Genomic DNA, 25,223 nt, shown 5'->3' with positions numbered 1-25,223 from the left:
CGTACAATTTGACTCATGTCGATTATTGTTTCCACTCACTACCACGTCAGCGGCGTAAAGAATGACAACGATGTCCGCAAAGCGCTGCAGGCACTCTATGACATCTTCGCTTCCGGTGGCCTGGGCCAGGCCACCTTCGAAATTACGGACCATGAGTATGCCCGCCTTGTGGTCAAGCACAAGGACGATGTGATCCCCTCCGTCCCGGCGATGAACGAGGCCCTGGCTAAGGCTGGCAACTACGAAATCGTCCAGTAGTTTGAGCCTTTAAGGCCTGTTAAGGCCACTGGACCGGTGAGGCGCCAACCGCCTCTCGGGCAATATCGTCGATGCCGTGCAGGATGTGCTTCATGCCGCGGCCCAGGCTGGTCAATAGCTGGGCGTCGGTAAGCCCGCCGCCTGCCATGACCGCGTAATCCAAGCGCACCTGCAGGCCGTCGACGTTCGAGTGACAAAACGCCGCCGCCGAATGATGCGTGCGGTTCCAGTCGTTGCACGTTAAAAATATGCGGGTGAAATCCTCACCCTTTAAGTTCGGGTCCCAGTGGCCCTTGATGATTAGGCTCGGGCCCACATCGAGCACGAATGCAAATAAAACATCGTTTATCCAGGCATAAACGGATTGCTCGGCGTCCGTCTGGAAGCGATTGATGCCTAGCCTGCGCAGGATATCCTCCACCCGTGCGATGTCCACGGGCAGCACCTCCGCTGTTGCGCTTTCCGACGCCGGCGAATCCTCCGCTGGGGATGGCTGGCTGCGGAGGGAAGGGAAGGCGTCGGCAAGCGCGTTCAAAAACAACCTCGCATTGCGCAAAGCCGGCACCAGCGCTGCCTCCAACTGGGAATCCTGCGGCTCGTCCTGAACCACCAAGAATGTATGCCCCCACAGCGTGACCGCAGTGGGGTCGGCATAATCCACCACCACGCGCGGCGAGATGCAGTCGTGGTTCCAGTCGTTGGCGAATTCGCCGAGCGCTGCTATATCTTCGAAGCCCAAGTGGCCTTGGTGGGTGGTATAAAAATGCAACACCGGCTCGCCCGCAGCGTCGAGGCTCACGCGGGTTTCACCCGCTGTGGAATGTGGAAAAATCACTAGCTCATCAGTGGCTTTAATGGAATGAATACCCAAGCGGGAAGCGATCTCGCACATGCGAGCCAGGAGCCTCGTGCTCGTGGCGGACTCGCAGCTGGCATCTGAATCGAATTCATCCATGCGCTGGGCCCTGCCTTCCATAATTTGCTTAAGCGATAGTGCAATAAGGGGAGAGAAGCTGTGGCCCAATTCTATTACCAAAACTCGCCCTACCGCTGGGGAATCGGCGTTAGTATATTGGTCTAGCTATAGAAAGGGCTCGGACTATGTTGCACACCATCGATCTGCGCGGAAAGACTTTAAGCCCCGCCCGCCTGCGCCGAGTCATGCCACGCGGCGGCGCTGACGTTGCGGCTTATCTGGACAAGGTAGCACCGATGGTGCATGCGGTGCGGGAAAAGGGCGCGGCTGCGGCATTGGACTATGGCGAGCATTTCGATCGTGTACGCCCGGCCGCCGTGCGCGTTTCCCAAGCCGCGCTCACTGCAGCCGCCGCCGGGCTGGAGCCTCGGGTCCGTGCCGCTATCGAGGAATCCATCAAGCGCGTGCGCAAGGTGCACGCGGAGCAGAAGCCGGCCGCGCACACTACGACGCTTGGCCCGGGAGCCACGGTGACGGAGGTCTTCCAGCCGATAGAGCGCGTGGGCCTTTATGTTCCAGGTGGCAAGGCGGTTTATCCTTCCTCGGTCATCATGAATGCCGTTCCCGCGCAGGAGGCGGGCGCTTCCAGCCTGGTGGTGGCCTCGCCGCCGCAGGAGCAGTTCGCTGGCATGCCGCATCCGACAGTGCTGGCAACCTGCCACATGCTGGGCGTCGACGAGGTATGGGCCGTCGGCGGGGGACAGGCCGTAGCCTTGCTAGCCTACGGCGATGAGGAACCGGTGACGGGCGAGGCCTCCCTCGAGCCGGTAGATATTATTACTGGCCCTGGCAATATCTTCGTCACCGCAGCCAAGCGCCTGGTACGCGGCGTGGTGGGCACCGATGCGGAGGCAGGGCCCACAGAGATTGCCATCCTCGCGGATTCCACGGCAAACCCGGTCTATATTGCCTACGATCTAATCTCCCAGGCAGAACACGATCCGCTGGCGGCGAGCGTGCTCATCACTGACTCGCCGGAGCTTGCCGCGCTTGTCGACGCCGAGGTTTCCACGCGCTACCTTGTCACCCGCAACGCCGAGCGGGTGCGCGAGGCGCTGGAAGGCCAACAATCGGGAATCATTCTGGTCGATGACCTAGAGGCCGGAATCGCGGTTGCCAATGCCTATGCCGCAGAGCACCTGGAAATCCACACCAATGATGCCCGCGCTGTGGCCGAACGCATTAAGCATGCTGGCGCGATTTTCGTCGGGGAGTACGCACCGGTGCCGCTGGGGGATTATTCCGCAGGCTCCAACCACGTGCTGCCAACTTCTGGAACTGCCCGCTTTAGCGCCGGGTTATCCACTCATACTTTCCTGCGCCCAGTAAACCTCATCGAGTATGACCGAGCGGCGCTGGCAGAGATCTCTGACAACGTCATCGCCTTCGCCGCCGCCGAACAGTTGCCAGCCCATGGCGAATCCATCGCCGCCCGTTTTCAAGGAATATAGCCATGACCCAACTTTCTGATCTGCCCCTGCGTAAAGAGCTGCGCGGCAAGTCTGCCTACGGTGCGCCGCAGCTGCGTGTGGCCAACCAGCTCAACACCAACGAAAACCCCTATTCGCCTTCTGCCGCCCTCGTAGCGGATCTCGTGCGCAGCATCGAGGAGCAGGCAAGCACGCTCAATCGCTATCCGGATCGCGACGCCACCGAGCTACGCCGCGCGCTGGCTGAGTACTTAAGCGCCCAAACCGGCACCAAACTGAAAGCGGAAAACCTCTGGGCGGCAAATGGCTCCAACGAGGTTCTGCAGCAACTCCTGCAGGCCTTCGGCGGCCCAGGGCGTAAAGCCCTGGGCTTTAGCCCCAGCTACTCCATGCACCCCATCTTGTGCGCGGGCACCCACACCGAGTTCATCGATTGCCCACGCGGTGCGGATTTCCGCATCGACGTGCCCCGAGCACTGGAAGCTATAGCGCAGCACCGCCCCGACATCGTGTTTATCACCACGCCGAATAATCCCACCGGCGATGTCACGCGTCTTGCAGACATCGAAAAACTGGTCCAGGCCGCGCCGGGAATCATCATCGTGGACGAGGCCTACATGGAGTTTTCTTCCTCGCCCTCGGCTGCCCACTTGATTGCGAAATATCCCACCAAGGTGGTGGTCTCGCGCACCATGTCCAAGGCCTTCGACTTCGCCGGCGGGCGCCTGGGATACTTCGTGGCTGACCCAGCCTTCATCGAGGCCGTTATGCTCGTGCGCCTTCCTTATCACCTTTCCACGCTTTCCCAGGCCGCGGCCATCGTCGCGCTGCGGCATAGCGCTGAGACACTGGAAACGGTGCACAAGCTGGCCACGGAGCGCGAACGCGTCGTCGCCAAGCTGCAGGAGCTGGGATATTTTGTGGTAGAAAGCGAGGCCAACTTCGTGTTCTTTGGCCGCTTTGCAGATCAGCACGCGGTCTGGGAGCGGTTTTTGAGTAGCGAGGTGCTGATTCGCGACGTCGGCCAGCGCGGATTTCTGCGAGCCACCATCGGGCTGCCGGCAGAAAACGATGCCTTCCTTGCGGCGGCAGCGAAACTTAGCGGTACAGTAACTGCGGAAGGAGAAGACTAATGGCAAACCGCATCGGCAAAGCGGAAAGGGTGACCAACGAGTCCCAAATCCGCGTCGAAATAAACCTCGACGGCAGCGGGGACGCAGACATCAGCACCGGCCTGCCATTCTTCGACCACATGCTGGGCGCGATGTGCACCCACGGCAGCTTCGACCTCATGGTCCACGCCCAAGGCGATACCCACATCGATGCCCACCACACGGTGGAAGACACCGCGATTGTGTTGGGCCGCGCGCTTGCCGACGCCGCCGGCAACAAAGCTGGCATCCGCCGCTTCGGTTCGCAGCTTTTGCCCATGGATGAGACATTGGTAGAAGCAGTGGTGGATCTTTCCGGCCGCGCCTACTTCGTGATGAACGGCGAGCCGGAGCATCTACAATGGCAGATTATTGGCGGCCACTATGCCACAGTCATCAACCGCCACTTCTTCGAAACATTGGCCACACACGCGGCAATGACCTTGCACCTCAACGTGCGCTACGGGCGCGACCCGCACCACATCACCGAGGCAGAATTCAAGGCGGTAGCCCGTGCGCTGCGGCAGGCCGTCGAACCGGATCCCCGAGTAAAGGGGATTCCTTCCACGAAGGGAGCTTTATAATTTCTGGGAACTTTTTGATTTTGGTCCTGTTCTTGGTGGCAGGACTTCTTTTTGGTGGTGCCTGGTCTGCTTATCAGCAAGGCTCTAAGTTCTTTACCATCGTGGCTGCTGTGCTCGGCGCGGTATCCATCGCAGCGGCGCTGGCGTGGATGTTTGGTGTGATGGGCCAGTGAGCAACGCGAAGCAGTCCATCTGGAAGGTCCCGGGCTATACCGCCACGATGGTCGCCGTTGCGGCGGCCTTTGGCGCGTGGTCCATTCTGCTGCCGGTGGTCCCGCTGGCGGTTCTAGACTCGGGCGGCTCGGCAACCCTGGCAGGCGCCTCGACCGGCGCTTTCATGGCTGCCACGGTTATCACCCAGACTTTGACCCCGCGCATGTTGCGTACCTTTGGCTACCGTCCCGTCATGGCGGCGGCCGCGCTGCTGCTCGGTGTTCCGGCCTTCGGCCACTTGCTTGGTAACGCCGCCGTTGTCGTGCTTGTCTTTTCCGCCCTGCGCGGGATTGGCTTCGGCGCGTTGACAGTTTCGGAAAGCGCGCTGATCGCAGAAATCGCCCCCTCGCGGCTGCTGGGCAAGGCCACCGGAATGATTGGCGTCTTTGTCGGATTCGCCCAGATGGTCTTCTTGCCGGCCGGCATTGCGATGGGGCAGGCTTGGGGCTTTGAAACCGCGTACATCACCGCTGGCATCATCGGCATCATTGGCTTCGTGATGTGTTTGCGTGTGCCATCGCTGAAGGCGGCGTCGTCAAGCGTGGCGAACCGTGAGACCGGAGCCGTCGCTCCGATGTGGAAACTCTTCGCCGTGCCGGCCCTAGCTCTTACCACCTTCTCCATGAGCTACGGCGTGGTCTCCACGTTCATCGCCCCCGCGGCGCGAGAACTGGACCCAGCCACCGGCGCGGCCGTCGGCGGCCTGCTGCTTTCCTTAGTGGGTGCTGCGACGATGGTGATGCGTTACTTCGCAGGCGCGGTGGCAGACCGCCTTGGCAAACCCGGCACTTTGTATATCCCGGCCCAGCTCGCGGCCGCCGGTGGCGTGGCGTTGATTGCCCTCACGCTCGCGGAGAGCTGGTCGCTGTGGCTGCTGGTTTGCGGCGCCGTAATTTTCGGCGGTGCCTTTGGCATCGCGCAGAACGAGGCACTGCTGGCGATGTTCGACCGCGCGCCTCGCGAAAAGATTTCCGAGGCCTCTGCGGTGTGGAATATTTTCTACGACGCGGGCACCGGCCTGGGCTCCACGGTGCTGGGCGCGTTGGTCGCCAGCACCGGCTATAGCGGCGCGTTTGGTGCGGGCGCTGCGATTATCGCGGGCGGGCTGTTGCTGACCGTCAGCGATACGCTGCTGGGACGTACCCGCGTTAGCGAGACACACGATATTAAGACCCGTTTGCGAAGGTTGCGTAAGGTATAGCCCATGACAGGCAAGAATGTTGTTGTGCTGGACTACGGTGCCGGCAATCTGCGTTCGGCGCAGCGCGCGCTTGAACACGCAGGCGCGCAGGTCACCGTCACTGCGGATCCCCAGGTGGCCGTAGCTGCCGACGGCCTCGTGGTCCCCGGAGTCGGCGCCTTTGCCGCGTGCATGGAGGGGCTGAAAAGGGCCCAGGGCCCGCGGATCATCGGCCAGCGCTTGGCCGGTGGCAGGCCGGTGTTGGGGATCTGCGTGGGCATGCAAGTGCTTTTCGACGCCGGCTTCGAGCACGGCATTGCCACCGATGGTTGCGGGGAGTGGCCCGGCCGGGTGGAAAAGCTGCAGGCTGACGTGCTTCCGCATATGGGCTGGAATACCGTGGAATTTGCTGCGGACTCGGCGATGTTCGCGGGGATTTCTCCGCAAGAGCGCTTCTATTTCGTGCACTCCTATGCGGCCCGCCGCTGGGAGCTGGAAACCGAAATCACCGAGCCGCCGCGGGTGGCCTGGGCTGAGCACGATGGGGACCGTTTCGTGGCGGCCGTGGAAAATGGCGCGCTGTGGGCCACCCAGTTCCACCCGGAGAAGTCCGGCGAGGTAGGAGCGCAGTTGTTGCGCAACTGGATTAATACGCTTTAAGTAGGATTTGAAACCATGACCTTTACTTTGTTGCCGGCCGTCGACGCCGTTGACGGCCAGGCTGTGCGACTTGACCAAGGCGCGGCCGGAACCGAAAAGAACTATGGCACCCCGCGCGAGGCCGCGCTCAAGTGGCAGGAGCAGGGAGCTTCATGGCTGCACTTTGTCGACCTCGATGCGGCTTTTGGCCGCGGTTCTAATCACGCGCTGATGGCGGAGATCACCGCGGAGCTTTCGATGCAGGTGGAACTGAGCGGCGGAATTCGCGACGATGAGTCTTTGGAGCGTGCGCTTGCCACCGGTGCGCGGCGGGTCAACATCGGCACCGCGGCGCTGGAGAAACCGGAGTGGGTCGAGGAAATGCTGGAAAAGCACGGCGACAAAATTGCCGTGGACTTAGCGGTGCAGCTAGAAGAAGGCGAGTGGCGCTGCCGCGGCAACGGCTGGGTATCGGATGGCGGAGACCTCTGGGAGGTACTCGAGCGCCTCGATGCGGCAGGCTGCCAGCGCTTCGTGGTCACCGACGTCACCAAAGACGGCACCCTCGAAGGGCCCAACGTGGAGCTGCTGCGTGAGGTTGCTGCGGCTACCGAGGCAAAGATTACGGCCTCGGGCGGCATCTCTAGCCTGGATGATCTTCGCGAGCTGGCGCTGTATGAAAACGAGGGCATCGATTCCGCGATTGTCGGGAAAGCGCTCTATGAGCAGCGCTTTAGCCTCGAAGAAGCAATCGCGGCGGTGGCGGAGGTAGAGCCGCTGCCGGAAGAGGATTACATCGACCCCATTGACACCTATTAAAGCGAGGAGCGCCAATTCATGACTCAACCGCGTGAGCTCGTGGCTTTTGCCGAGGCGGCCGTTGACCAAGTAAGCGAATTATTCCGCGCCGGCCTCGGCGCGCCGCCTGCCCATTTCAAGGGCGAGGGCGATTTTGCCACGGAAGTGGACCTGCAGATCGAGGCGCAGCTGCGCCAGCATCTCACCCAGCTCACAGGCATTCCGGTTTATGGCGAGGAGTCTGCCTCGCCTTCCGGCGTGTTTGCGTCCGAGGAGACCATGTGGGTGGTCGATCCCATTGATGGCACTGCGAACTATTCCGCGGGCAACCCGCTGTGCGGCGTTCTGGTCAGCCTCGTCCATGACTCCCGCCCCGTAGTTGCGGTGGCGGACTTCCCGCTGCTGACGCGCCGCGTGGTGGCTGCCGAGGGCATGGGCCTGCGCTCGGTTGGCGGACCTGCCACAGGCTTTGGCGGCGGCGCGGATTCTCTCGGTTTTGACGAAGGCCGCGGGCACGTCGGCTGCTCTTCGCACCTGCCCACGGATATCTTCCACGAGCTGCGCGAGACCGGGCTGCGCCCACGCATGACCGGCTCCGTGGGGGTTGATTCGGCTTTCGTGGCGCAGGGCGTCTTCGACGGCGTGGTGAACTTCTCGCCGCATCCGTGGGACAACGCCGCGGGCGCTCTGCTCATCAAGGCCGCTGGCGGCATCGCGACCGACCCCGAAGGCAACGACTGGGCACCGGGCGCCCGCGGTCTGGTCGCCGGCACCCCTCAGGTGCACGCCACGATTCTCGACATCGTGGCCCGCCACAGTCAAAAATCTTAAAAAGGAGGATGCCATGGCCTTGGCCGTGCGTGTTATCCCTTGCCTCGATGTGGACAACGGCCGCGTGGTCAAGGGCATAAACTTTGAAAACCTGCGCGATGCCGGCGACCCAGTAGAGTTGGCCGCCCGCTACGAAGAACTCGGTGCCGATGAACTGACCTTCCTCGACGTCAGCGCCTCGAAAGAAGGCCGGGGCACCATGCTCGAGGTGGTGCGACGTACCGCAGACCAGGTCTTTATCCCACTGACCGTGGGCGGCGGCGTGCGTTGCATCGACGACGTCCGTAAGCTGCTGCGCGCCGGCGCCGATAAAGTAGCCGTCAACTCCGCGGCGTTTTCCCGCCCGGAGCTGCTGCGCGAGCTTGCCCGGGTCTTCGGCTCCCAATGCATCGTCCTATCCGTCGACGCCCGCAGAACCCCACGCATGCCTTCCGGCTTCGAGGTCACCACCCACGGCGGCACGCGCTCCGCTGAACTCGACGCCATCGAATGGGCGGCCCGCGGCGCGGAGCTGGGTGTCGGCGAGATTCTGCTGAACTCCATGGACGGCGACGGCACGAAGGCAGGCTTCGACATCGAGCTCATCAAAAAGGTGCGTGCTGCGGTGTCTATCCCCGTCATCGCCTCCGGCGGAGCGGGCAAGGCAGCCGACTTCCCACCGGCTATTGCAGCTGGCGCCGACGCCGTCCTCGCGGCCTCCATCTTCCACTTCGGCGAGGTGGAAATCGCCGAGGTGAAGGATGCCCTCGCGGCGGCCTCCTACGAGGTACGCAAGTGAGTAGCCCGGCAGACTTCGAGCTAGACCCGGGCGTCGCTAAGCTGCTCAAGCGCAACGCCGACGGCCTGGTTCCCGCCATCGCCCAGTCCGAGCAAGGCGAGGTGTTGATGTTGGCATGGATGGATGACCACGCACTCGCGCACACCTTGGCCACGCGCAAGGGCACCTATTACTCGCGTTCGCGGCAGGACTATTGGATAAAAGGCCAGACCTCGGGGCATACCCAAGAAGTACTGGGGGTGCGGCTGGATTGCGATGGCGACACCATCCTGATTACAGTTCGCCAAGAAGGCGCGGCCTGCCATACCGGAGACCGCACTTGTTTCGATTCTCGTGACCTTTTGGGAGGCGCATTTTAGATGGCACGCCGTCTTGGCCCACTTTTAATTGCTGCAGGCGCAATCCTGCTGTGGCTTTCATCCCGCATGACGTGGGCTACCGCTGCCGTAGAAGACGATAAGTCCGGCTCCAGCACCGTCGACATGGTGGGTTCCTTCTGGTCCCTCGAGCTAATCGCGCTGACCCTTGTGCTTTTGGCTGGTTCGGTCGCCGTGGCGGCCCTGCGTCGCACCTCCCGCCGCATCGTGGCCGTCATTTGCGCGCTGGCCGCAGCCGCCGTGGCGTGGAGCCCAGTCTCCCTGCTGACCTACGGCGCCGACGCCGCTCGCGCCCAAGAACTCCTGCGCGCCGGCTCCTCCGACGAGAATGCCGTCAACGGTGCGCATATCTCCGAGTGGGCCACCGTCCTCAGCACCGAGGCCGCAAAGGCTGGCCCCATTCTTGCCATCTTCGGCGCAGCGTGCGCGCTGTTTGGCGCGATGCTGCTGGTGCGCAAACCGGGCGTCGACAAGCCCCGCTCGACCAAGTACGAAAGCCCGGCCGCCCGCCAGGAGCGCATCGCCGAGGAACTAGAGACCACCACCGATTCCGGTCGCGTGATGTGGGATGCGCTCGACGCCGACATTGACCCCACGGACGTAAAACGCCCCTGAATTTCTATTTCGCGGGCCATCGCGATAGCCTAAGTGTGATCTCAAACGCCCCTGTGGAGGGAGGTGCTGATGTCCACTCCGATCGCCGTAGACCACCTGATAGCAGGTGTGCTTGACGACGTCGCCGTGCGCGAAGCCCGCGTCTCCTTCCAAGACATCAAAGCGCGCTCGCGTTCCATGAGCGAGCCTCGCGACGTCCGTGCTGCGCTGTTACGCCAGGGCTGCTCCGTGATTACCGAAATCAAACGCGCCGTGCCTTATGCCGGCGAAATCGCACATCTGGACTCTCCGGAGTCGGTGGCGCAGATTGCCGCGCAGCTAGCTGCCACGGGGGTCCACCTGATGGCCTGCCAGACCGACAGGCGGCGCTTCCACGGTTCTTTGGAGGATATGCGCCAGGCCCGCGAGGCGATCGATATCCCGATGATTTGCCGCGACATCATCGTGGACCCGTACCAGATCCACGAGGCGCGCTGCTATGGCGCGGATGCGGTGCCGCTGCAGGTGGAGATCTTGGAGCAAGCGCGGTTGGAGGCGCTGCTCGATCGCATTGAATCGCTGGGAATGACCGCAATTTTAGAGGTGCGCACCTGTGATGAAGTCGACCGCGCCATCAAGGCCGGTGGCAGCGTGGTGGCCATTAACGCATGGTCGGTGGCCTCGGATGCCATCAACCGCGAGGCCTTCTCCGAGATTGTGCCGGGGCTGCCGGAATCCATCGTGCGCATCGCAATCGGCGGAGTGAATTCGCCACGTAACGTGTTGAGATATGCCTCCCAGGGCGCCGATGCGGTGCTGGTAGGAGAGGCCATCATGGCGGCCCAAGACCCCGCCGCCGCGGCGCGTTCCTTGGTCGCTGCTGGCCAGCACCCGGCGTGCCCTTCGCGGAAGTCTCTTTAGTGGCTTTGTCCCGCCGGATAAGGCAAACTGTCTAGCGTGCAAATTCTGGCAAACATCCCGTCCCCGCCGCAGGGCGTGTGGCATTTAGGTCCGTTTCCGCTGCGTGCTTACGCACTTTGTATCATTGTCGGCATTCTGGTGGCGATGTGGATGACGCAGCGCCGCTACGTTGCGCGTGGCGGCAATTCCGATGTCGTGTGGGATGCGGCCATCGTTATCATCCCGGCGGGCATCGTCGGCGGGCGCTTGTATCACGTGATTACGGATCACCAGAAGTATTTCTGTGCCGACTGTAACCCGGCCGATGCCTTGAAAATCACCAACGGCGGCCTCGGTATTTGGGGCGCGGTGGCGCTCGGCGTGTTCGCGATTTGGGTGATGTTCAAGATTAAAAAGGTGCCCATGGCGCCGTTTGCCGACGCCGTCGCTCCCGGCCTCATCCTTGCCCAAGCCATCGGGCGGCTCGGCAACTGGTTTAACCAGGAGCTTTACGGCCGGCCCACCGACGTTCCGTGGGCGCTGGATATTTACTACCGCATCAACGAGGCAGGGGAGTATGCGCCGGTCTCGGGCCGCTCAACTGGGGAAGTAATAACGTCCGTGCACCCGACCTTCCTCTACGAGCTGGTCTGGAATGTTGCCGTGTGCTTGTTCTTACTGTGGGCGCAAAAGGCGTGGAAGCTGGGGTACGGCCGAGTGTTTGCGCTCTATGTGGCGGGGTATACGCTGGGTCGTTTCTTCGTTGAGAATATGCGCTCGGATGAGGCCACGATGGTCTTCGGCCTGCGAATCAACGTCATTGTTTCAGTAGTGCTTTTCATCGTGGCGCTGGTGGTATTTTTCAAGCTTCCGCGCGGGCAGGAGACTCCCGCTGAGGTAGATCCTGCGCGTAACGGGCCGAAAGCGCTCGGTGAGTCGCAGGAATCACACTAAGCAGTGTACGTTGCCCATTCATGCCCGCTTTTAAGCGGGCATTTCTGGTTTTGTTGGCTTTGGCAGTGGCCGTTGCCGGCGAACGCGGGTAGGTTGGGTTTCGTTAGCATTCCCGATGTGAATAGGGCTTTTAATGTTGGATAGAAGAACCAAAATCGTTTGTACCTTAGGTCCCGCTGTGGCAAGCAAGGACGGAATCCTGCGCCTCGTGCAAGAGGGCATGGACGTCGCTCGCCTTAACATGTCCCACGGCGAGCACACCGACCACGAAGCCAATTATCGCTGGGTACGTGAGGCCACCGATGAAACTGGCCGCGCCGTCGGCATCCTAGCCGACCTGCAGGGCCCGAAAATTCGCCTGGGTCGCTTCATCAACGGCGAGGAGATGTGGGCAGAAGGTGAAATCGTTCGCATCACCGTCGACGACGTCGAAGGCACCCACGACCGCGTCTCCACCACCTACAAGAACCTCGCGAAGGATGCGAAGGCTGGCGACCGACTGCTTATCGACGACGGCAAGGTCGCCGTGGTCTGTAAAGAAGTAGATGGCAACGACGTCGTCTGTGAGGTCACTGAAGGTGGCCCCGTATCCAACAACAAGGGCGTTTCCCTGCCCGGCATGGATATTTCCGTGCCGGCTCTATCCGAAAAGGACATCGCCGACCTGCGCTTCGCTCTGCAGCTCGGCGTCGACATGATCGCGCTGTCCTTCGTGCGCTCGCCAGCCGACGTCGACCTAGTCCACGCCATCATGGACGAAGAGGGCCGTCGCGTGCCGGTCATCGCGAAGCTGGAGAAGCCGGAGGCGGTCGATGCTCTGGAGTCCATCGTCCTTGCTTTCGACGCTATCATGATTGCCCGTGGTGACCTGGGCGTCGAGGTGCCGCTCGAGCAGGTGCCGCTGTTCCAGAAGCGCGCCATCCAAATCGCGCGTGAAAACGCTAAGCCGGTCATCGTGGCAACCCAGATGCTGGATTCCATGATCAGCAACCTGCGCCCGACCCGCGCGGAAGCATCAGATGTGGCCAATGCCGTGCTCGATGGCGCCGACGCCGTCATGCTCTCCGGCGAAACTTCCGTGGGCATCGACCCACAGAACGTCGTGCGCACTATGTCTCGTATCGTGCAGAACGCTGAGTCCGATGGCCAGGTGCCGCCGCTTTCGCACGTTCCGCGCACCAAGCGCGGAGTGGTGTCGTACTCGGCGCGCGACATCGCTGAGCGCCTGAATGCGAAGGCAATCGTTGCCTTCACCACCTCCGGCGATACCGCAAAGCGCGTGGCGCGTTTGCACTCCAAGCTGCCGCTGCTGGCGTTTACCCCGTTCCCGGAGGTGCGCTCGCAGCTGGCCCTGACCTGGGGCGCACAGACTTTCCTGAGCGATGCCGTGGACTCCACCGACGACATGATGGCTACCATCGACCGCTCGCTGCTGGCCATGGATAGTTACAAGGAAGGCGACCTCATCGTCGTCATCGCTGGCACCCCGCCGGGAATTGCGGGCAACACCAACATGATTCAGTGCCACATGTTGGGTGAAAGCCGCTAACCGAGCTCCTTGAGCGCGCTTCGCCGGCGCTCGGTAATCGCTGGCCCGTCAGCCCTGTGGCCTTCCTGCTTTTGCGCAGGGAGGCCTCTTTTTGTGGATAACTTTGTGGCCGCGTCATCGGAAAGCGCGTTTTAGCCTCTTTTAGGCGAAGTTATCCACAGACCAAAAATTGATGCTTGTGGCGGTCTTGTGAGTGCTTTTAGCGTGAAAGGTATGAACCTTCAGACGTATTTGCAAGCACGGGCGCGCGGCGTGGATCTTCTCGCCGAGGCGGCCGCGCTAAGCAAGTCTGAAATCATGGCATTAGGCGCAAGCCCCGATGACGCCGACCATCTCATCCGCCTCGCCGAGCCTTATTTTGGCAAGACGCCGTATACCCGCAAACAGGCTCGTGCGCTCGCCGGCGCGCGGCGCCGTGGCCATGGATTGAGCGTGCTGGCCCGAATCGAAAAATACGTCGCGCGGGTGCGCAACCACCATCACGCGTGGGACCTAAGAGTCGAGTTGTGCCACGTGCCAGCCAATAACGTGGACGGGCTCGCGCGCGCTCGGCTACGCGAGCTCCTCACTCCGCCGCAGCCCCAGCCGCAGGTATCGCATACCCGGTACTCCAACGGCCTGGGCGCAATCCGTATCACCGATAAGGCGATGACCATCGAGGACTTTCGCGCCATCATTTCGCATGCGGACGGCGCCCTTGAGGGTTTTCGCGCGTTGGTGGCCGGAAACGCGAGCGGCGGGGCCGTTAAAGTATCGACCTCGGCGATTGTTTATCTTGACCAACTCGACCGCATCGTAAATGGTGAGGGTGAGGAGGTCACCATTGAGCTGAGTAACGGCGCGGTGGTCTCTGGCGCGCAGTATATTCAGCGCGCGCTGGCCCAGCATGGGGAGGCCGTCCTCGTGCATCCGCTGGCTGGGCCGGTCGATGCTTTCCGAACCCAGCGCATCGCAAACGATAAACAGCGTGCCATGCTCAAAGCGAAGTTCCGCGAGTGTGTGTGGCCGGGATGTTCCGTGCCTTTCGATGACTGCCAAATCCACCACATTGAAGCCTGGAACCACGGCGGGCACACCAACCTCCAAAATTTGGTGCCACTTTGCGCCTATCACAACGGGCTCAACCAGGATGACCCGCTAGGGCCCGCGCATCGCGGACGCATCACGCTTATCGACGGCCGCCTTGCCTGGCTTTCACCCAAAACCGGCAGGCCGTTGTTTCTAAAACACAACCTCCGCCCGCCACCCTAGGTTTGCGCCGGGCCGCCCCTGCCGGTCGCTCGTGCAAACGGAGCCACGGGTTGCACGGCGGGGGTGTCAGTAGCGGCGGTTGAGTAGCGGCGGTTGAGTGGCGGCGGTTGAGTGGCGGGGCCGCGTAGGGCGGGGAAAGCCAAAAAGGCGCTAGGTGAAATGCCTAGCGCCTACTGGTCGTGGTTACTTACTAATTGGGGTGGGGTCGTGGTTACTTACTAATTGGGGTGGGGTCGAGCTTCCAGACTTCGGCGGCGTAATCGGCAATCGTGCGATCAGAGGAGAAGCGGCCGGAAAGGCAGATATTCAGCCATGCCTTCTTGGCCCAGTCGAGTGGGGCGTCGACGTAGTCCTGCGCCATGCGGTCGCGGGTCTTCCGGTAAGAGTCGAAGTCACCGAGAACGTAGTAGGTGTCTTGGGCGTGGATACCCTGGCCGTCGAGAAGCGAGGAGCGCAAGTCGCCGAACATACCGGAGTTCTCGTGGCCTAAAGTGCCATTGTTGAGGGCATCCAGAACACGCTTCAAACCCGAAACGGATTCGTAGAGCTCGCCAGGATTATAAGACTCTCGTAGCGCTGGCAACTCCTCGTTGGAAGCGCCGAAGATATACGCGTTGTCCTCGCCGACTGCCTCCACGATTTCAACGTTTGCCCCGTCCATCGTTCCCAAGGTGAGCGCGCCATTCATCATGAACTTCATGTTCGAGGTGCCGGATGCTTCCTTACCCGCCACCGAAATCTGCTCCGAGATGTCGGCGGCCGGGATGATGTGCTCGGCAGGGGAGACGTTGTAATTTTCCACGAACACAACGCGAATGACATCGCGGGTGTCCTCGTCGTTGTTGACCAGCTCAGCGATGGAGTTGATGAGCTTGATGATCTCCTTAGCACGGACATAGCCCGGGGCGGCCTTCGCACCAAAGATGAAGGTACGCTTCGGCACGGACTCGCCGTCTTCCTTGATACGGAAATACAAGTCCAGGATATAAAGCGCATTCAACAGCTGACGCTTGTACTCGTGCAGGCGCTTGATCTGCACGTCGAAGATAGAATCCGGGTCGACTTCCGCGCCCTGATGCTGCATGATCCACTCCGCGAAGTCGACTTTGTTTTTGTGCTTTACCTCCATGAGCTTGCGCAGAACCTTCTTGTTTTCAGCAAGCTGAGTAAGCGAGGCAAGTGAACTAAGGTCGGTGACCCACTCATCAGAACCGGACTGCTTGGTCAGAAGCTTCGCCAGGCGCGGGTTACACATCTTCAGCCACCGGCGAGGCGTGACACCGTTGGTCTTGTTGTTGAATTTCTCCGGCCACAATTCATGCCACTCGCAGAGCGTGTCGGCCTTGATGATATCCGTATGCAGGGCGGCGACGCCGTTGATAGAAAACGCCGCGTAGCAGGCAATCCACGCCATGTGCACCTGCCCGTTGGACACCGGCGCCATGTACTCGATGCGCTGGGAATCGACGCCTCGAGCTTCCATATCCAGCCGGAAACGACGGTCGATTTCTTCCACCAACTGCCAGATGCGCCAAAACAGCTTCTGGAAAATAGACACTTCCCAGCTCTCCAGCGCCTCGGCGAGAACGGTGTGGTTGGTATAAGCAAAAGTCTCTGTGACAACCTGCCAGGCATCGTCCCAGGACAAGCCGTGGTCGTCGAGAAGCAGGCGCAAAAGCTCTGGAATCGCCAACACCGGGTGTGTGTCGTTGAGCTGGATGCAGTTGTACTTCGCGAATCCGCGCAGGTCGTCGCCGTGGTGGGCGATGTAGTTATCGATCATCTGCTGCAGCGAAGCAGAAACGAAGAAGTACTGCTGGCGCACGCGCAGCACCTTGCCCTCGTAGGTCGTGTCGTTGGGGTAGAGCACTCGGCAGATGTCCATGACGCGCTCGCGCTCGACGATGGCGTCGGTAAACCGCTGTGAGTTGAACGCATCGTAGTCAAATTCGTCGATGGGTTCGGACTTCCACAGGCGCAGGGTGCCGACGTTGTCGGTGCCGTAGCCGGTAATCGGCATGTCGTAGGGAATCGCGCGGACGTCCATGTCATCGAAGTGCACACGACGCTGATCGGAAGCACGGCGAATGACAAACTCGTAACCGTTTTCCATCCATGCGTCGGGCTGCTCCTTTTGGTGCCCATTGTCAAAGGACTGGCGGAACAAGCCGTAGCGGTAGAGCAGGCCGTAGCCGGTGACTGGGTAGTCCTGCGTGACCGCCGAATCGAGGAAGCAAGCAGCGAGTCGGCCTAGGCCACCATTGCCGAGGGCGGCGTCGTGCTCGGCCTCGAGGACGTCGGAAAGCTCGCGGCCGGCTGCCTTCGCTGCGGCCTTGGCTTCGTCGACCAAGTCCAGGTTGGTGAGGTTATTAAGCAGCGCGCGGCCTTGCAGGAACTCGGCGGAAAAGTAGTGCTGCTGGCGGGTCGCAGAGTAGGCAGCGCGGGTGGCTTCCCAATTGTCAGCGATTTCGGCTACGACAGCAGAAGATAAGCCGGACCAGAATTTGCGCTGGCTGGCAGCAGAAGGGCTAACCCCGGCAGCGGAGCGCACGTGTGCGGGGACAGTGGACTGAAAAGCAGAGTGCTTGGGCTGGCTCATTTATTACCTATCTGGTTCTTTAAGAGAATGGAAAATACCGTGTGCCAGCTTATCCGGCCTTGAGCGCAAGCGCTTGCTTAATTTGCGAGGTAGGCCAGCACCGCTGCTGCGGCGGCTTGGGTACTCGATGCCACGGTGGGTTCATAATCGGGCAGGAATATCGCTTGGTGGTTGACGGGTGGGTTATCTGCCAGTTCCGCGGGCGTCGAGCCAATAAACCAGAAATAATACGGCACACCCCAAGCTTGGGGGAGGTAACAAAAGTCCTCGGAAGCCGTCGAAGGTTCGGCAGTACCCGAGGCCGCGTCGAAGACGGCGTCAAAGACTGCGCGCACGGTTTCGTGGGCGGCAGGATCGTTGTCGGTGACTTCGCCGTGGGCAAAGTACTCGAATTCCGGCGGCTTGGGGGCGTCGGAGGCTACGCATTCCGCGCGCACCATTCGCTCGAGGGAGGCATATACACGCTTGGCGACGTCCGGTTTGTAATAACGGGTATTCAACACCAACTCGGCAGTCTCAGGAATGATGTTGTTTTTATCGCCTGAATGCAGCTCCCCCACAGAAATGACAAAGAAGTCATGCGGTGCCACCTCGCGCCCAACGATCGCTTGCAAACGCGTGATGACCATGGCGGCGATATAGGTCGGGTCAACGGCTGCGTGCGGCATCGAGGCATGTGCCGAGCGTCCGTGAATGGTGATGCGCAGGGAGTCGCAACCGGCCATGATTGCTCCGGGGCGGGACAGAACATCGCCTGCTTTGCCGGGCATAACGTGTTGGCCGAGGCAGATGTCGGGTTTCGGGACGCGGGTAGTAAGCGAATCGGCCAGCATATATTTTGCTCCCATGGAAGATTCTTCTGCTGGCTGAAAAAGAGCGAGGAAGGTGCCGGACCAGGCGTCGCGGTGGGCGTCGAGAAGCGCGCAGGCTCCCAGCAGCGCTGTAGTGTGCATGTCGTGGCCGCAAACATGCATGTTGCCGTTGCGGGAGGCGTATGCAACTGCCGTTTCCTCTTGCACGGGCAGCCCGTCGAAGTCAGCGCGGAAAAGAGCGGTGGGGCCGGGACCGTTGCGGAAGATGGCCACAGCTCCGAAGCCGCCGATGGGCTGGACAATCTCGCAGTCGAAAGCGCGCAGGCGCTCAAGGATTCGACCGGCGGTGCGCTCTTCTTCGTGGGAGAGCTCAGGGTGAGCGTGAAGGTCCTCGTAGAATTCGCGCTGCCAGCTAAGGTCTACGCGGCAGTCTTTCAAGAGGTTTGCGATTTTGGTGGAATCTGCCATAGCTAATCTTCTTTTCGTTAGGGTAGGGTTACCTACATGCCAATTATTCAGTTTGATGTTCTTGTGCCGGATGCCCAGGCCGAGCGAGTGGCGGAGGTCTTTAGCACCGCCACCGAAAAGCTGGTTGCAAATGAAACGCTGGCCGCTGCCCGCGTAACCCGCGAGGAAAATCCCACCTTGCCGGCCGGCTTGGAGGAGCAGTTGCGCCAAACCTACCGCGACGAGCACTTCGACCGCGAACTAGAAGATGCCAACGTTTATCGCTACAACATTGAGGTCGACGGCGTGAAGGGATCCGTGAACCAGCTGACGATGGTGCTCGCGCGACTTCTCACCCCGCACGCGGTGTTGCCGAAGGACCACGTGCTTTTGGAAGATGAGGTCGCGCACGAGCGGCCGGCTATTTTTCCGTGGTCTGTACAGGCGCAACCTTAGCTGCCAGCGCGTGGGCGGCGGCGCGCAATTGCTCCACGACGTCGCCTTTCGCGGCGCCTTGCGCATTGTCGAGCTCGACTCCTACGGCGCCGTGGGGAAGCGGCGATGCGATGGAGCCTGCGATGACGCCGACTGGCGTTTCGCCGGCTAGCTCGGCGACGGTACCGACAACTTTGCCGGTGAGGGATTGCTCATCAAAGCGGCCCTCGCCGGTGACAACGAGGTCTGCCTCGGCGAGTTTCGCCGACAGGCCGATTTTTTCTGCCACATACGCGCCGCCGGGGACTACTTCGAAGTGTTCTTCGCTTCCCCAGAGCGTTTGCGAAAGCCAGCGCAAAGCGATGGGGATGCCGCCTGCGGCGCCAAAGGATTCGGCGTTTTCGTCGGTGCCGGTTACTTCGCAGAGGCGAAGAAGAGCGCCCGCGAGCAGCGCGATGTGTTCTCCCTCGACGCCTTTTTGTGGGCCGTATATGGTAGCGGCCTGGATAGGCACGGCTCGGGTATCGGCGAGCAGGGTGTAGTTAAGGGCACCGGCCTTGATGTTGAGTTGGGCGGTGTCGATGTTGTCGAGGCGAACGAGGGGAGCACCGCCCTTGGGTAGCGCGTAGCCGCGCTCGTCGTGTGCCGCAGCACCAAGTGCGGCGAGGATGCCCATTCCGCCGTCGATGGTCGCGCTGCCGCCAAGACATAAAACGATGTGCTTAGCGCCGCGGGCTTCGGCGTCCGCGATGAGCACTCCGGTGCCGTAGGAATCCGAGTGCAGTGGGTCGAGGTCATTGGCGACGGCGGGCAGCCCGGTGGCGGAGGCGACGTCGATTAGCGCATGCTCGCCGGCCAGGAAGTAGCTGGCTTCGGTCAGCCGCCCGCGGGCGTCGGTAGTGGGCAGTGTAATCGTTTGCACCTCGACGCCGGAAAGGCTGGCGGCGGTGGCGAGGATTTCGGAGGTGCCTTCGCCGCCGTCGGCCATGGGGCAGGTGGTGATGGTGGCGTCGGGAAGGGCCTCGCGCAGACCGCCAGCGATGGCTGCCGCGGCCTGCATTGCGCTTGCTGTCCCTTTGAAAGAGTCCGGTGCGACGATGATATGCATGCCGAAAAGTATAGGTGGCCACTAATTCGTGGGCGGTTTTACCTCGCGGATACTTGCACTTTTGGTCACACGATAGAAAACTGTTTGGTGTCCTGTAAACCACCGATTCGGCACCCTCGCCGGCGAAAGGCGCACCAGATGCACATCGAAAAGCAAATTTCCAACTACTACGACATGCTTTTAAAGCGAAACGCCGGCGAGCCCGAGTTTCACCAAGCCCTCTCCGAGGTACTGGATTCGCTGAAGATTGTCCTGAACAAGGATCCGCACTACGCCGACTACGGCCTGGTCGAGCGCCTATGCGAACCCGAGCGCCAGCTCATCTTCCGCGTTCCCTGGACCGATGATCGTGGAAACGTTTGCGTCAACCGCGGTTTCCGTGTGTAATTCAATTCCGCACTGGGCCCGTACAAAGGCGGGCTGCGTTTCCATCCTTCGGTGAACCTGGGCATCATCAAGTTCTTGGGCTTTGAGCAGATTTTTAAAAACTCGCTGACCGGCCTGCCCATCGGTGGCGGTAAGGGCGGTTCTGATTTCGACCCGAAGGGTAAGTCGGATGCGGAAATCATGCGCTTTTGTCAGTCCTTTATGACGGAATTGCACCGCTACATCGGTGAATATCAGGATGTTCCGGCAGGCGATATCGGTGTTGGCGGGCGCGAGATTGGTTACCTGTTCGGCCAGTTCCGCAGGCTGGAAAACCGCCACGAGTCTGGCGTGCTGACAGGCAAGGGGCTGTCCTGGGGCGGCTCCCTGGTGCGCACCGAGGCCACCGGCTACGGCTTGGTCTATCTCACCGCAGAGATGATGAAGGCCCACGGCGAGTCCTTTAGCGGAGCAAAGGTCATTGTCTCTGGTTCTGGAAACGTGGCGATTTACGCGGCCGAGAAGGTCCAACAGTTGGGCGGCACCGTCGTAGCGATGTCTGACTCCGCGGGGTATGTCGAAACCCCAAACGGCGTTGACTTCGAGCTGCTGAAAGATGTCAAGGAGATTCGCCGCGAGCGCATTAGCGTATATGCCCAGGAGGCAGGCGTGAAATATGACGAGGGCGGCAATATCTGGGCCATGCCTGCCGACGTTGCGTTGCCGTGCGCTACTCAAAACGAGCTCGACGTCGACGCCGCGCGGCTGCTGGCAGAAAATGGCGTGCGCTACGTCGCCGAGGGAGCAAATATGCCGTGTACTGCAGAAGCGACGCACTTCTTCGTGGGCTCGCAGGTTAAATTCGCGCCGGGCAAGGCCGCGAATGCCGGCGGCGTGGCCACCTCTGCGCTGGAGATGCAGCAAAATGCATCGCGCGATTCGTGGTCTTTTGACTACACCGACAAACGATTGCACGAAATCATGTCGAATATCTTCAAAAACATCGACCGCACCGCGCGGGAGTATGACATGGAAGGCGATTATGTCGCGGGCGCGAATATCGCGGGCTTTAAGAAGGTGGCTGATGCGATGTTGGCGCAGGGCGTCGTATAGCGCTGCTTAAAGCCTGAAGTCGAACTTTAGATTTTTATTGCAAGTGCCGCGTGGGAAACGTGTGAAAAAAGTTTCTTTGGTTACTCTGAGCGCATGTACCGCGTATTTGAGTCCCTAGATGAACTTGTTCGCAATCTGGAGCAGGCCTACTCCGTTCCCATGACGGCCAACTGCATGGTCCCGCGCCACGAGATGCTCGCGCTTCTCGACGACCTCCGTAACGCCCTGCCCGTCGAAATGGACGATGCGCAGGATGTCCTAGATAAGCAGGACGAAATCTTGGCTGGCGCGGAGGAACGCGCTGCGCAGATTGTCGCGGATGCAAACGCGCAGTCTGACGAGATTATGGCGCGTGCGCAGGAAGACTCTGACGCCATGCTTTCCGACGCCCAGCAGCGCTCGACCGCCATGGTCGCCCAGGCGGAAGACGATGCCAGCGCCATGATCGAAAGCGCGCGTGCCGATGCGGACCGCACCATCGCGCAGGGCAATCAGGAATACGAGCGCAGCGTCGCCGCAGGCCAGGCGGAGCAGGAGCGCTTGGTCTCTGAGTCCGAGGTGGTCCGCCGCTCGAACGATGAGGCGCAGCGCATTGTGGAGACCGCCCACACCGAGTCGAATCGTTTGCGCACCGAGTGTGATGAGTTTGTCGATTCTAAGCTCGGCGAGTTTGAAAGCTCTCTTTCCGGCCTGCTGCGTACCGTGAACTCTGACCGTCAAGCGCTGCGCCGCGGCGCGGGCGTGCGTTCCCGCATAAGCGATCCGCGCGCAGATGTGCGCAGCGAGCGCGGCGAGTACCGTGCCGACCGGGGCGAGCGCGGCGAGTACCGCGCCGAAAGCTCCGAGCGCTACGAACGCTAAGACCTATAGCGCGGATGCGTCAAGCGCCGAGAGCTTCCGGCACCCGGGCGCTAGCGCGGCGATTGCACACTCTGTTTGCATAGGGTTTGCATAGCTCGGCTGCGGCGCGGAGACGATGGTCCTTGCTGGTGGCCAGACGGTTTGTCGTACACCGTCTGTTCATCAGCTGGGGCCATCGTCTTTGTGGCAACGGCAATCGCCGCTGATACCGCAGCGGGAAAACCGAACACGCCCCACATCAATGCAAACGTTTCCATAGGCGTACCCGCGATGAGGCGCACAGAAAATAGCGCCTCCACCAAATATTGCCCTGCGACAACGCTCAAAATTCCGCCGAGTGCCGTAGCAACGGACATGAGAACGCCCGATAGCCCTTCGCGCGCATTCCAGGCCAGCCACGCGGTGCCAAGGCCTAGGAGCGCGGAGGCGACAATCATCGTGATGTCGAAGGGCAGCGGAAGCGCCACGAAAGCACCAAGCACAAACCCCAAACCCAGACCGCGATAGGCCAGGGAGTGCAGTGCCATCCCCGGCCGCAGGCGGCTGCGGCGGTATCGCAGATATGCGATTGCGCCAAGCGCTACCACCGGCAGCACGCAAAGCAGAGAAAACGCCCATCCAAGCTGGGCTAATTCGCTGTTTGGTGCAGTGGTGCCGTAATTCATAGTCCCCAGACTAAGGCCCCCTAAGCCATTGGGAAACCACCTGCCTTTAGTGCATAAGACCTTGTGCGGTGCAGTTCAGGCAACACCCAGATAGCGGGCAAAAGGCGGCGTCGGCAAGCGTGGGCAAAGCTCTGCTAAAAGGATGGCGCCGCACAATGTAGGCTAAGAGACGTTATGGCAGATGTATTGGAATCACCGCTGAAATTTAACGTGGCCGAGCTCTTGCGTGGCCAGGGTGCTGCCGCAATGCCGGAGCAGCGCGTGCAGAAGGGCCCTGCGCCCGAACGTATCGGTGTCGAGATGATCGCCGTTGCAAAAGGCGACGAGATTACGGTCGACGCTACCTTGACACCGCTGGGATCGGGCGTGCTTGTCGACGCCACGGTTACCGGCACTCTCACCGGCGAATGCGCTCGTTGTTTGCGCCCGCTGCAGCCGCAGCTGGATCTGCAGGTCTCGCAGGTTTTTGCTGCAGACGAGTCTTTCATCAGCGGCGACGAACTCGATGATGAGGATGCAGGCTCTGGCGATGAAGTTCCTGAGGTCGTAGACGACGAAATCGATTTACTGCAGACTGTCATCGATGAAGCTGGCCTGAGCTTGCCTTTCGCGCCGGTGTGCGAGGAAGGCTGCGACATAGAGATGCCGGAGGGTGTTTCCACCGGAGTCTCTGGGGAAGAGGAAGACAAAGTCGATATCCGTTGGTCTGGACTGGAGAAGTTCCTGTGAGCAAGAAGAAGAAGCTGACCGGCGAGGAAGCCCTCAAGCAGGCCTATAGCGCCGTCGATCATGGCCCGTTGCTGCAGGCATTGGGCATCGACCTGGCCGATGAAAACTTGCGTCTGGCGCTGACCCACCGCTCTTTTGCCAACGAAAACGGGTACTTGCCCAACAACGAACGCCTCGAGTTTCTAGGCGACGCTGTCCTTGGCCTGTCCGTGGCTTCGAAGCTCTACGAGCAGTATCCTTCGCGTCCGGAATCGGATATTTCGAAGATGCGCGCTTCCATCGTCTCGCGATACGGGCTTTCCGATATCGCTCGCGAGATTGAGCTGGGCCAACATATCCTGCTGGGCAAGGGCGAGCAGTCCACCGGCGGCCGTGACAAAGATTCGATTCTGGCGGATACCACCGAGGCCATCTTCGGCGCGATTTATCGCCAGCACGGCTTTGAGGTCGCGCGCGATGTCATTCTGCGCCTGTTCCAGAAGAAGATCGACAACGCTGTCGTCTCCGGCCGCCACATGGACTGGAAGACCAACCTGCAGGAGCTGTGCGCCGAGCTGAAGGCCCCGATGCCGGTCTATACCGCTACCTCTACCGGCCCAGAGCACGACCAGACCTTCACCGCGGTGGCTACCGTCGCGGGCCTGACCGTGGGCAACGGCGTTGGCCACAACAAGAAGCTGGCCGAGCAGCAGGCGGCGCAAGAGGCGTGCGATACTCTGCGCGAAACTCCGCTTTTGGTCCAGGGCACCGCTAATCGCGAGAATTAATGCCTGAACTTCCAGAAGTCGAGTCCGTCCGCCGCGGGCTCGAGGCCTATCTTCCCGGCCGCCGCTTCGAGTCCGTGAAAGTCTTGCACCCGCGGGCCAACCGCGGCCAGGATGGCCCCTTGGAACAGCTCCTAGCCGGCCGCGAAATCGCGAGTGTGGCACGGCGCGGCAAGTTCATGTGGCTGGAATTCGCCGACGAAGACCTCACGGATCCCGGCCGCGATGTGCTTTTCGTACATCTCGGCATGTCCGGCCAAATGCGGGTGGGGGAGACGGACTCGAAACATGTACGCATCGCGGCGTCGTTAAGCGGCGGCGTCCAGTTGAACTTCGTGGACCAGCGCACCTTTGGATATTGGTTGCTGGCCCCCTGGACGAAGATCGCGCACATCGCGCAGGACCCGCTGGAGTCGGACTTTGACCTTGTTGCCACGGCGCGGCGGCTGCGGGGGAAGAAGACGGCGGTGAAGACGGCGTTGTTGGATCAGACTGTGGTCTCGGGAATCGGTAATATTTATGCCGACGAGGCGCTCTGGCTAGCCCGCATACAGCCCCAAAAGAAGGCCTCCACGCTGCGCCAACGCGACGCAGTTGCGCTTGTCGACGCCGCCGCGACCGTCATGCGCGCTGCCCTTAAAGTCGGCGGCACTAGCTTCGATGCGCTTTATGTCAACGTCAATGGTGAGTCGGGTTATTTCGACCGCTCTTTGCATGCCTACGGCCGCGGCGATGAGCCGTGCGATAGGTGTGCGACGCCACTAAAAAGGGTGGTTGTGGGCGGCAGATCTACCCACTATTGCCCCCGCTGCCAAACCTATTAATGGATCGATAGGGGATATATAGCGTTTAATATTCCAC

At 61.0% G+C, this 25,223-nt stretch carries 26 protein-coding genes and 1 pseudogene; 22 read left to right on the top strand and 5 right to left on the bottom strand.

Features of this window, described 5'->3' with window-relative positions:
* The first annotated feature begins 15 nt into the window (after positions 1–15).
* Entirely contained in the window at positions 16–258 is a 243-nt protein-coding gene (locus HMPREF2888_RS11975; RefSeq protein ID WP_061923371.1) for a hypothetical protein, read from the top strand.
* 19 nt (positions 259–277) lie between these two features.
* Here the strand turns inward: HMPREF2888_RS11975 and HMPREF2888_RS11970 are convergent, their stop codons facing one another.
* Positions 278–1,213: a YbjN domain-containing protein gene (locus tag HMPREF2888_RS11970; protein WP_061923368.1), complete on the bottom strand. Its 936-nt coding sequence runs from the start codon at positions 1,211–1,213 to the stop codon at positions 278–280.
* Positions 1,214–1,359: 146 nt separating this feature from the next.
* On the opposite strand from HMPREF2888_RS11970, the gene hisD reads away from it, so the two are divergent.
* The 15 genes from hisD (at position 1,360) to HMPREF2888_RS11900 (ending at position 14,463) form a co-directional block, all read left to right on the top strand.
* Entirely contained in the window at positions 1,360–2,685 is a 1,326-nt protein-coding gene (gene hisD, locus HMPREF2888_RS11965) for a histidinol dehydrogenase (RefSeq protein WP_061923365.1), read from the top strand.
* A 2-nt stretch (positions 2,686–2,687) separates the two neighbouring features.
* Positions 2,688–3,797: a histidinol-phosphate transaminase gene (locus tag HMPREF2888_RS11960; RefSeq protein WP_061923361.1), complete on the top strand. Its 1,110-nt coding sequence runs from the start codon at positions 2,688–2,690 to the stop codon at positions 3,795–3,797.
* Positions 3,797–4,399: an imidazoleglycerol-phosphate dehydratase HisB gene (hisB, locus tag HMPREF2888_RS11955; protein ID WP_061923358.1), complete on the top strand. Its 603-nt coding sequence runs from the start codon at positions 3,797–3,799 to the stop codon at positions 4,397–4,399. The genes HMPREF2888_RS11960 and hisB overlap by 1 nt, the downstream gene beginning before the upstream one ends.
* A gap of 14 nt (positions 4,400–4,413) precedes the next feature.
* A complete protein-coding gene (locus HMPREF2888_RS12920) occupies positions 4,414–4,572 on the top strand; it encodes a hypothetical protein (RefSeq protein WP_162839574.1) in 159 nt (52 codons plus the stop codon).
* Between the two features lie 47 nt (positions 4,573–4,619).
* Positions 4,620–5,813, top strand: a complete 1,194-nt coding sequence (locus tag HMPREF2888_RS11950) for an MFS transporter (protein WP_201040729.1) — start codon at positions 4,620–4,622, stop codon at positions 5,811–5,813.
* Between the two features lie 3 nt (positions 5,814–5,816).
* Positions 5,817–6,452 carry an imidazole glycerol phosphate synthase subunit HisH gene (gene hisH / locus HMPREF2888_RS11945; protein WP_061923352.1) on the top strand — a complete coding sequence of 212 codons (636 nt, stop codon included), beginning with the start codon at positions 5,817–5,819 and terminating at the stop codon, positions 6,450–6,452.
* Positions 6,453–6,467: 15 nt separating this feature from the next.
* Positions 6,468–7,250, top strand: a complete 783-nt coding sequence (gene priA, locus HMPREF2888_RS11940; protein WP_061923350.1) for a bifunctional 1-(5-phosphoribosyl)-5-((5-phosphoribosylamino)methylideneamino)imidazole-4-carboxamide isomerase/phosphoribosylanthranilate isomerase PriA — start codon at positions 6,468–6,470, stop codon at positions 7,248–7,250.
* Positions 7,251–7,268: 18 nt separating this feature from the next.
* Positions 7,269–8,060: an inositol monophosphatase family protein gene (locus HMPREF2888_RS11935; RefSeq protein WP_061923347.1), complete on the top strand. Its 792-nt coding sequence runs from the start codon at positions 7,269–7,271 to the stop codon at positions 8,058–8,060.
* Between the two features lie 13 nt (positions 8,061–8,073).
* Entirely contained in the window at positions 8,074–8,838 is a 765-nt protein-coding gene (gene hisF, locus HMPREF2888_RS11930; RefSeq protein ID WP_061923344.1) for an imidazole glycerol phosphate synthase subunit HisF, read from the top strand.
* Positions 8,835–9,197, top strand: a complete 363-nt coding sequence (gene hisI / locus HMPREF2888_RS11925) for a phosphoribosyl-AMP cyclohydrolase (RefSeq protein WP_061923341.1) — start codon at positions 8,835–8,837, stop codon at positions 9,195–9,197. The genes hisF and hisI overlap by 4 nt, the downstream gene beginning before the upstream one ends.
* Positions 9,198–9,830 (top strand): TIGR02234 family membrane protein, encoded by a 633-nt coding sequence (locus tag HMPREF2888_RS11920; RefSeq protein ID WP_061923337.1) that lies wholly within the window; start codon positions 9,198–9,200, stop codon positions 9,828–9,830. It begins immediately after the preceding gene.
* Positions 9,831–9,899: 69 nt separating this feature from the next.
* Positions 9,900–10,730, top strand: a complete 831-nt coding sequence (locus HMPREF2888_RS11915; RefSeq protein ID WP_061923334.1) for an indole-3-glycerol phosphate synthase TrpC — start codon at positions 9,900–9,902, stop codon at positions 10,728–10,730.
* Positions 10,731–10,766: 36 nt separating this feature from the next.
* A complete protein-coding gene (gene lgt / locus HMPREF2888_RS11910) occupies positions 10,767–11,663 on the top strand; it encodes a prolipoprotein diacylglyceryl transferase (protein WP_061923331.1) in 897 nt (298 codons plus the stop codon).
* 136 nt (positions 11,664–11,799) lie between these two features.
* Positions 11,800–13,212 carry a pyruvate kinase gene (gene pyk / locus HMPREF2888_RS11905; RefSeq protein ID WP_061923688.1) on the top strand — a complete coding sequence of 471 codons (1,413 nt, stop codon included), beginning with the start codon at positions 11,800–11,802 and terminating at the stop codon, positions 13,210–13,212.
* Between the two features lie 213 nt (positions 13,213–13,425).
* Entirely contained in the window at positions 13,426–14,463 is a 1,038-nt protein-coding gene (locus HMPREF2888_RS11900; RefSeq protein WP_061923327.1) for an HNH endonuclease signature motif containing protein, read from the top strand.
* A 211-nt stretch (positions 14,464–14,674) separates the two neighbouring features.
* Here the strand turns inward: HMPREF2888_RS11900 and HMPREF2888_RS11895 are convergent, their stop codons facing one another.
* Positions 14,675–17,062 (bottom strand): glycogen/starch/alpha-glucan phosphorylase, encoded by a 2,388-nt coding sequence (locus HMPREF2888_RS11895; protein WP_061923324.1) that lies wholly within the window; start codon positions 17,060–17,062, stop codon positions 14,675–14,677.
* A 77-nt stretch (positions 17,063–17,139) separates the two neighbouring features.
* Complete coding sequence (locus tag HMPREF2888_RS11890; RefSeq protein WP_070518856.1) at positions 17,140–18,342, bottom strand: amidohydrolase; 1,203 nt, start codon at positions 18,340–18,342, stop codon at positions 17,140–17,142.
* A gap of 36 nt (positions 18,343–18,378) precedes the next feature.
* Between HMPREF2888_RS11890 and HMPREF2888_RS11885 the strand changes: the two genes are divergently transcribed.
* Positions 18,379–18,777, top strand: coding sequence for a hypothetical protein (locus HMPREF2888_RS11885; RefSeq protein WP_061923318.1), 399 nt, complete (start codon positions 18,379–18,381; stop codon positions 18,775–18,777).
* Here HMPREF2888_RS11885 and HMPREF2888_RS11880 read toward each other — a convergent pair.
* Positions 18,743–19,864 carry a glycerate kinase gene (locus HMPREF2888_RS11880; RefSeq protein WP_070497178.1) on the bottom strand — a complete coding sequence of 374 codons (1,122 nt, stop codon included), beginning with the start codon at positions 19,862–19,864 and terminating at the stop codon, positions 18,743–18,745. The two genes, HMPREF2888_RS11885 and HMPREF2888_RS11880, sit on opposite strands and share 35 nt — an antisense overlap.
* A 138-nt stretch (positions 19,865–20,002) precedes the next feature.
* Here HMPREF2888_RS11880 and gdhA point away from each other — a divergent pair.
* Positions 20,003–21,343, top strand: a pseudogene (gdhA, locus tag HMPREF2888_RS11875) (NADP-specific glutamate dehydrogenase).
* 93 nt (positions 21,344–21,436) lie between these two features.
* A complete protein-coding gene (locus tag HMPREF2888_RS11870) occupies positions 21,437–22,204 on the top strand; it encodes a DivIVA domain-containing protein (protein ID WP_141740978.1) in 768 nt (255 codons plus the stop codon).
* 50 nt (positions 22,205–22,254) lie between these two features.
* On the opposite strand, the gene HMPREF2888_RS11865 is transcribed toward HMPREF2888_RS11870, so the two are convergent.
* Entirely contained in the window at positions 22,255–22,869 is a 615-nt protein-coding gene (locus tag HMPREF2888_RS11865) for a hypothetical protein (RefSeq protein ID WP_070433276.1), read from the bottom strand.
* Between the two features lie 174 nt (positions 22,870–23,043).
* Here HMPREF2888_RS11865 and HMPREF2888_RS11860 point away from each other — a divergent pair, with 174 nt between their 5' ends.
* Genes HMPREF2888_RS11860 through mutM form a run of 3 tightly spaced genes read left to right on the top strand, consistent with a single transcriptional unit; the run spans position 23,044 to position 25,186 of the window.
* Entirely contained in the window at positions 23,044–23,598 is a 555-nt protein-coding gene (locus HMPREF2888_RS11860; RefSeq protein WP_235591055.1) for a YceD family protein, read from the top strand.
* A complete protein-coding gene (rnc, locus tag HMPREF2888_RS11855; protein WP_070433275.1) occupies positions 23,595–24,365 on the top strand; it encodes a ribonuclease III in 771 nt (256 codons plus the stop codon). Before HMPREF2888_RS11860 ends, rnc begins: the two co-directional genes overlap by 4 nt.
* On the top strand, positions 24,365–25,186 hold the full coding sequence (gene mutM, locus HMPREF2888_RS11850; protein WP_070433274.1) for a bifunctional DNA-formamidopyrimidine glycosylase/DNA-(apurinic or apyrimidinic site) lyase: 822 nt from the start codon (positions 24,365–24,367) through the stop codon (positions 25,184–25,186). Before rnc ends, mutM begins: the two co-directional genes overlap by 1 nt.
* Positions 25,187–25,223: the final 37 nt, after the last annotated feature.

Source organism: Corynebacterium sp. HMSC077D03 (assembly GCF_001808545.1).
Classification (GTDB): domain Bacteria; phylum Actinomycetota; class Actinomycetes; order Mycobacteriales; family Mycobacteriaceae; genus Corynebacterium; species Corynebacterium simulans.
Note: the sequence above shows the minus strand (reverse complement) of the source record. Positions and strands in the feature narration are given on the sequence as shown.

Coding starts and splice junctions, on each gene's coding strand:
- HMPREF2888_RS11975 (WP_061923371.1), top strand. CDS start 16: ATGTCGATTATTGTTTCCACTCACTACCACGTCAGCGGCGTAAAGAAT.
- HMPREF2888_RS11970 (WP_061923368.1), bottom strand. CDS start 1,213: ATGGATGAATTCGATTCAGATGCCAGCTGCGAGTCCGCCACGAGCACG.
- hisD (WP_061923365.1), top strand. CDS start 1,360: ATGTTGCACACCATCGATCTGCGCGGAAAGACTTTAAGCCCCGCCCGC.
- HMPREF2888_RS11960 (WP_061923361.1), top strand. CDS start 2,688: ATGACCCAACTTTCTGATCTGCCCCTGCGTAAAGAGCTGCGCGGCAAG.
- hisB (WP_061923358.1), top strand. CDS start 3,797: ATGGCAAACCGCATCGGCAAAGCGGAAAGGGTGACCAACGAGTCCCAA.
- HMPREF2888_RS11950 (WP_201040729.1), top strand. CDS start 4,620: ATGGTCGCCGTTGCGGCGGCCTTTGGCGCGTGGTCCATTCTGCTGCCG.
- hisH (WP_061923352.1), top strand. CDS start 5,817: ATGACAGGCAAGAATGTTGTTGTGCTGGACTACGGTGCCGGCAATCTG.
- priA (WP_061923350.1), top strand. CDS start 6,468: ATGACCTTTACTTTGTTGCCGGCCGTCGACGCCGTTGACGGCCAGGCT.
- HMPREF2888_RS11935 (WP_061923347.1), top strand. CDS start 7,269: ATGACTCAACCGCGTGAGCTCGTGGCTTTTGCCGAGGCGGCCGTTGAC.
- hisF (WP_061923344.1), top strand. CDS start 8,074: ATGGCCTTGGCCGTGCGTGTTATCCCTTGCCTCGATGTGGACAACGGC.
- HMPREF2888_RS11920 (WP_061923337.1), top strand. CDS start 9,198: ATGGCACGCCGTCTTGGCCCACTTTTAATTGCTGCAGGCGCAATCCTG.
- HMPREF2888_RS11915 (WP_061923334.1), top strand. CDS start 9,900: ATGTCCACTCCGATCGCCGTAGACCACCTGATAGCAGGTGTGCTTGAC.
- HMPREF2888_RS11900 (WP_061923327.1), top strand. CDS start 13,426: ATGAACCTTCAGACGTATTTGCAAGCACGGGCGCGCGGCGTGGATCTT.
- HMPREF2888_RS11895 (WP_061923324.1), bottom strand. CDS start 17,062: ATGAGCCAGCCCAAGCACTCTGCTTTTCAGTCCACTGTCCCCGCACAC.
- HMPREF2888_RS11890 (WP_070518856.1), bottom strand. CDS start 18,342: ATGGCAGATTCCACCAAAATCGCAAACCTCTTGAAAGACTGCCGCGTA.
- HMPREF2888_RS11885 (WP_061923318.1), top strand. CDS start 18,379: ATGCCAATTATTCAGTTTGATGTTCTTGTGCCGGATGCCCAGGCCGAG.
- HMPREF2888_RS11880 (WP_070497178.1), bottom strand. CDS start 19,864: ATGCATATCATCGTCGCACCGGACTCTTTCAAAGGGACAGCAAGCGCA.
- HMPREF2888_RS11870 (WP_141740978.1), top strand. CDS start 21,437: ATGTACCGCGTATTTGAGTCCCTAGATGAACTTGTTCGCAATCTGGAG.
- HMPREF2888_RS11865 (WP_070433276.1), bottom strand. CDS start 22,869: ATGAATTACGGCACCACTGCACCAAACAGCGAATTAGCCCAGCTTGGA.
- HMPREF2888_RS11860 (WP_235591055.1), top strand. CDS start 23,044: ATGGCAGATGTATTGGAATCACCGCTGAAATTTAACGTGGCCGAGCTC.
- mutM (WP_070433274.1), top strand. CDS start 24,365: ATGCCTGAACTTCCAGAAGTCGAGTCCGTCCGCCGCGGGCTCGAGGCC.